This window comes from Corynebacterium sp. HMSC072G08, assembly GCF_001809185.1.
In the GTDB taxonomy this organism is placed as follows: Bacteria; Actinomycetota; Actinomycetes; order Mycobacteriales; family Mycobacteriaceae; genus Corynebacterium; species Corynebacterium phoceense.
The window spans coordinates 35584-40223 of the sequence record NZ_KV796449.1; the positions used below are offsets into that span (position 1 = coordinate 35584).

Sequence of the window (4640 nt, forward strand, 5' to 3'; positions counted from 1 at the left end):
ATCAGGGGTTTTGAGAACTGAACCCCAGCCCAACAGGGTCTTAAAGCGGAACTTGTGGAAGTCTATCAGGGGTTTTGAGAACTGAACCCCAGCAGACGGCTATACGGCCCGACCCCTTTTTGAAGTCTATCAGGGGTTTTGAGAACTGAACCCCAGCCGTTGTAGGTGAGCTTCATGCCTACGGTGAAGTCTATCAGGGGTTTTGAGAACTGAACCCCAGCTAGTCCTTTCGGTCTTGTGCGCCCAGGTGAAGTCTATCAGGGGTTTTGAGAACTGAACCCCAGCCTGGTCACCGGCTTATAGCCGTGAGCCTGAAGTCTATCAGGGGTTTTGAGAACTGAACCCCAGCAGGAGAGCCGTACTGATGTGGCGGTGCCGAAGTCTATCAGGGGTTTTGAGAACTGAACCCCAGCCTGGTCACCGGCTTATAGCCGTGAGCCTGAAGTCTATCAGGGGTTTTGAGAACTGTGGTTTCTCAATACAGATGATCCAACAAGCTACCGACAGCATTCAAAGTTCCAGTACCTTCCCTAGAATTTCAACCCGGCTGCCATGACATCCACCCGTCAATGGATGAAGCAACCACAATCACTTTATCTTTTAGATGAGAAATATCCGACTAAGTTAGACACCCCATCACTTCAAGTATAAAGTCACTCCCCATGAAGTATTCCGGCATTTCCGTATCGACCATGAACCTCGCGAGCTCGTTTGTCATGCTCGCCGCTCGCCTCATCGTGGGCATCGTCCTCGCTGCCCACGGCTGGCAGAAGTTCACCGAGTGGACCATCGCGGGCACCACCACCGCCTTCGAGGGCATGGACGTTCCGGCCCCGGGCATCGCCGCTCCGGTCGCGGCCATCATCGAGCTCGTCGGCGGCATCCTGCTCATCATCGGCCTACTCACCCGCTGGGTTGCTGGCCTCGTCGCCGTCGACATGATCGGCGCCTGGGCCATCGCCCACGCCGGCAACGGCATCTTCGTCGACGGCGGCGGCTGGGAGCTCGTCGGCATGATTCTTGCCGCAGCCCTCATGCTCATCGCCGCGGGCCCTGGCATGCACTCCGCTGACCAGTTCATCGCAAAGGCGCGCGCCCGCGCCTAAACACTTACTGCTCGCGGTAGCCTACATACCGTGACTCATCTTCTCGCCCCGCTATCTGTTAGTCTCCGCGACCCGTCGGCCATCCTGGACGATCTGGAGACAGCGATAGCGGGGCGACATTCCTATGTGCCCGTCCCCGCCGACGATAAGACGAAGGCAGAGCTGCTGCGCAACCACATGCGAGTCGGCGAACCCATCGCCGAGGACATCGCCCTCGTCGTCCCCACCTCCGGCTCCACGGGCACGCCGAAGGGCGCACAACTTACCGCCGCCAACCTCGTCGCGAGCGCCGATGCCACCCACGAGCGCCTCGGCGGCCCTGGCCAGTGGCTGCTCGCCATGCCCGCCCACCACATCGCAGGGATCCAGGTCCTCGTCCGCTCGCTCGTCGCCGGCGTCGAGCCGCTCTGTCTCGATCTCAGCCACGGCTTCGACGTCCCCGCCTTCGCGAAGGCCGCAGCCGAGCTCGCCGCCACAGGCGACCGCATGTACACGGGACTGACCCCCATGCAGCTCGCCAAGGCCATGGATTCCCTCCAAGGCATCGACGCGCTGCGCGAATTCGACGCCATCCTCGTCGGCGGCGCCGCCACGCACCCTCAGCTCCTCGAATCCGCCCGCAAACTGCGCATTCGTCCCGTCACCACCTACGGTTCCTCGGAGACCGCCGGTGGCTGCGTCTACGATGGCGTCTCACTTCGTGATACGGAAATCCAGATCGACGATGACGGTCGCATCCTCTTGGGCGGCCCCACCATCGCGCACGGTTACCGCAATGTGCATTCCGATGCCTTCCACGACGGGTGGTTCGCCACCTCCGACGCTGGCTACCTCAACGGCGACACCCTCACCGTCACCGGGCGCCTGGACAACATCATCAATTCGGGCGGGCTCAAACTCCACCCCGAGGCCCTCGAGCAGCTCCTCCTCCATATCCCCGGCGTCGACGCCGCCTGCGTCGTGGGCATCCCCGATAAGCGCCTGGGGCAGATGATCGTCGCTGCCTACACCGGCTGGGCCTCCCGTACAGACATCCTCATCGCCCTCGACGACCTGCCCCGCTGGCAGGTGCCGAAGGACGTAAAACGCCTGCCCGAGATGCCACTCACTGGCCCCGGCAAGGTCGACCGCCGCGCCGTCACCGCCCTTTTTCAGAAAGCATAGACACGACCCACAGCTTTTACTAAGGTTACGGGAGTGAAATTTGTTAACTTCTGGGGCCGCGCGAAGACAGCCATGCTCTTCACCGGCCTCCTCTCCCTCGCCGCCCCAATCGCCACCCCCATCGCCACTGCCGCGCCCCTCGATGATCTGCAGCACATGAGCAGCCAAACGGCAAACCAGCTCAACCGAGCCGCCGCCGACCTCACCGCGCAGGTCAACGAGCAGCTCGGCGCCATCCCCGGAAGTTCCCAGGCGCAACTTCCTGCCGCGCCGGCCCCGCGCGTGGGTAACGCGAAGCCCGCCCCGTTCTTCGTCAACGGCACCGGCGGCCAGGTCTTCACTCAGTCCACCGGCCGCACGCGGCGCTACCTCATCGAGATGCCCACGCACTATAACCCGGCGCGTCCCGCCCCGGTCATCTTCGGCTTCGACGGCTGGCGCGATAGCCCGGAGAATTTCCGCCGCTACTCACGCCTCAACGAGACGGGTGCAGCGCGTGAGGCCATCCGCATCTACCCCGAGTCCATCAACCACGGCTGGGAGGGCGCGCCCTACGCGGTCGTGCGACCCGGCGAGGACCTCGCGTTCATCACGCAAATCATCGATGAGCTCGACCGCACCTACAACGTGGACCGCCGGCGCATCTACGCCACGGGTCACTCCAACGGCGGCGGCATGACCGCGGTCGTCGCGTGCCACCTGCCCCACGTCTTCGCGGGCGTGGCCGCCGTGGGCGGCGCTTACTACGACCCCGTCAACATGAATTGCCGGAACGAGGCCATCCCGTTCCTCATCATGCATGGCACCGGCGACACGATGATGTTCTATCACGGCGGCTACCGCCACAACGGCGCGCACTTCCTCGACGTGGACCACCTCATGAGCAGCTACATCAAGCGCAATGCCTGCGCGTTCCCGCCACGCATCGAGAACATCCCCGGCGGCCAGCGCCACGTCTACGCGTGTGCGAAGGAAGAACTGCAGCTCATCACGAACTCACAGAATCATACGTGGAATCGGACGCCGGACGCGTCGCAGGAGGTGTGGAACTTCCTGTCGCGCCAGCGCCTCTAATAGCCCGCCACACGGCGTCCACGACGAGGAAGACCACGAGCGAGATGCCAAAGAGCGGCGCGATAATGGCGTAGATGACCAGGCACAGCACGAGCGTCACCAGCGCCGGCTTCGAGAGCTTGCCGAAGCCCTGGGGGCCCGCGAAGCGCCGCCCCCTCCGGAACCACATGACAAGGCCCAGAATGCTCACGACGAGCAGCGCGAGCGCGATAAGCGCCAGCACAATCTGATTGACCAGTCCAAAGAGGAAGCCCATGTGGAGATTGATAAGCCACTCGGTGAGCTTCGCCGCGAGCGGCCACTCAGAGAAATTGACACGCTCCACAACGTGGCCGTCCACCACGGCGATGGCGTCGTTATGGAAGACAAAGGGAGCGCGCGCCTCCGTGATATTCCACGCGGCACCGTTCGGCTGCAGGTTGAGGATTCCGCGCAGCCCAGCCTCGCGCGCCACGTCATAGGCGCCATCAAGCGACGCAAGATCCGGCCCCATGTCCATGTGCTCCATGGAACCCGCACCGTGACCAGCATGCTCGCTGGCCGAGGCCGAGAGCTGCGGCGCCTTCCAGTGGAGCAGTGTGCGTAGCTTGCCAATGTTCCCGCCGGCCACGGAGGACCATGTCAGTCCCGTCACCGTGAGGAAGAGAAATCCAGCAGAGCACAGGGCACCCAACCACGCATGCGTGCGCAGCGTGCCGCGAGTGCGCTTCCGGCGGCCAAGCCAGAGCACAAGTCCGCCGATGGTGAGTGCGCCCATCCAGCTCGCGGCGAGCTCCGAGTAGAGCCGGCCTGGCTCGCCGAGCCACAGCGAGCGGTGGCCATTGGATAGCCACGCGCGCAGCGGCAGCGCACGGGAGCTGCCGTACTGGACCTTTTCGCCGCGCACCTCACCCGTCGCCGGGTCCACGAAGACCGCGTGCGTGTAGCTCTTCGAGGGCAGCGCGTCATCCGCAAAGAGCACGCGAGTGTTCTCCCCCGGGATGACCTGGACGGTGTTGAGCGCGAGATCCGGATACACCTCGCGCGCTGCCTCGACCTGGTCCTCGAGCGAGACAACTGCTTCACCCGAGGGCCGGGTGAGGTCGGCATAGACGATCTTCTCCAGGCTCGGCGCGAGCGCATAGAGCACGCCTGTGAGCGCGGCAACGATGAGAAAGGGCGCAACGATGACGCCCACGACAGTGTGGAGCCTTCTGAGAACGCCGAAGCTCCTCGGCGACAAATGAATTATTGAAATCACGTGTCAGTTGTCGACAGGGAAACCCGGCTCTTCCGGTTTTAGAGTGCATTGATTAG

The 4640-nt window shown here is 63.3% G+C and carries 4 protein-coding genes and 1 CRISPR repeat array; of the genes, 3 read left to right on the forward strand and 1 reads right to left on the reverse strand.

Annotation, left to right across the window (positions count from 1 at the left end; genetic code table 11):
• A CRISPR array of direct repeats spans positions 1–477; the repeat unit is 29 nt; unit sequence ATCAGGGGTTTTGAGAACTGAACCCCAGC.
• Positions 478–662: 185 nt separating this feature from the next.
• From HMPREF2559_RS09805 to HMPREF2559_RS09815, 3 genes are read left to right on the forward strand one after another with little or no spacing between them, the layout of a single operon-like run.
• Positions 663–1106: a DoxX family protein gene (locus HMPREF2559_RS09805; RefSeq protein WP_083297824.1), complete on the forward strand. Its 444-nt coding sequence runs from the start codon at positions 663–665 to the stop codon at positions 1104–1106.
• 30 nt (positions 1107–1136) lie between these two features.
• Entirely contained in the window at positions 1137–2270 is a 1134-nt protein-coding gene (gene menE, locus HMPREF2559_RS09810) for an o-succinylbenzoate--CoA ligase (protein ID WP_066509795.1), read from the forward strand.
• A gap of 33 nt (positions 2271–2303) precedes the next feature.
• Complete coding sequence (locus HMPREF2559_RS09815) at positions 2304–3344, forward strand: CE1 family esterase (RefSeq protein WP_246818470.1); 1041 nt, start codon at positions 2304–2306, stop codon at positions 3342–3344.
• On the opposite strand, the gene HMPREF2559_RS09820 is transcribed toward HMPREF2559_RS09815, so the two are convergent.
• Positions 3259–4584 (reverse strand): PepSY-associated TM helix domain-containing protein, encoded by a 1326-nt coding sequence (locus tag HMPREF2559_RS09820; RefSeq protein WP_255356870.1) that lies wholly within the window; start codon positions 4582–4584, stop codon positions 3259–3261. The genes HMPREF2559_RS09815 and HMPREF2559_RS09820 overlap by 86 nt on opposite strands.
• Positions 4585–4640 lie beyond the last annotated feature (56 nt).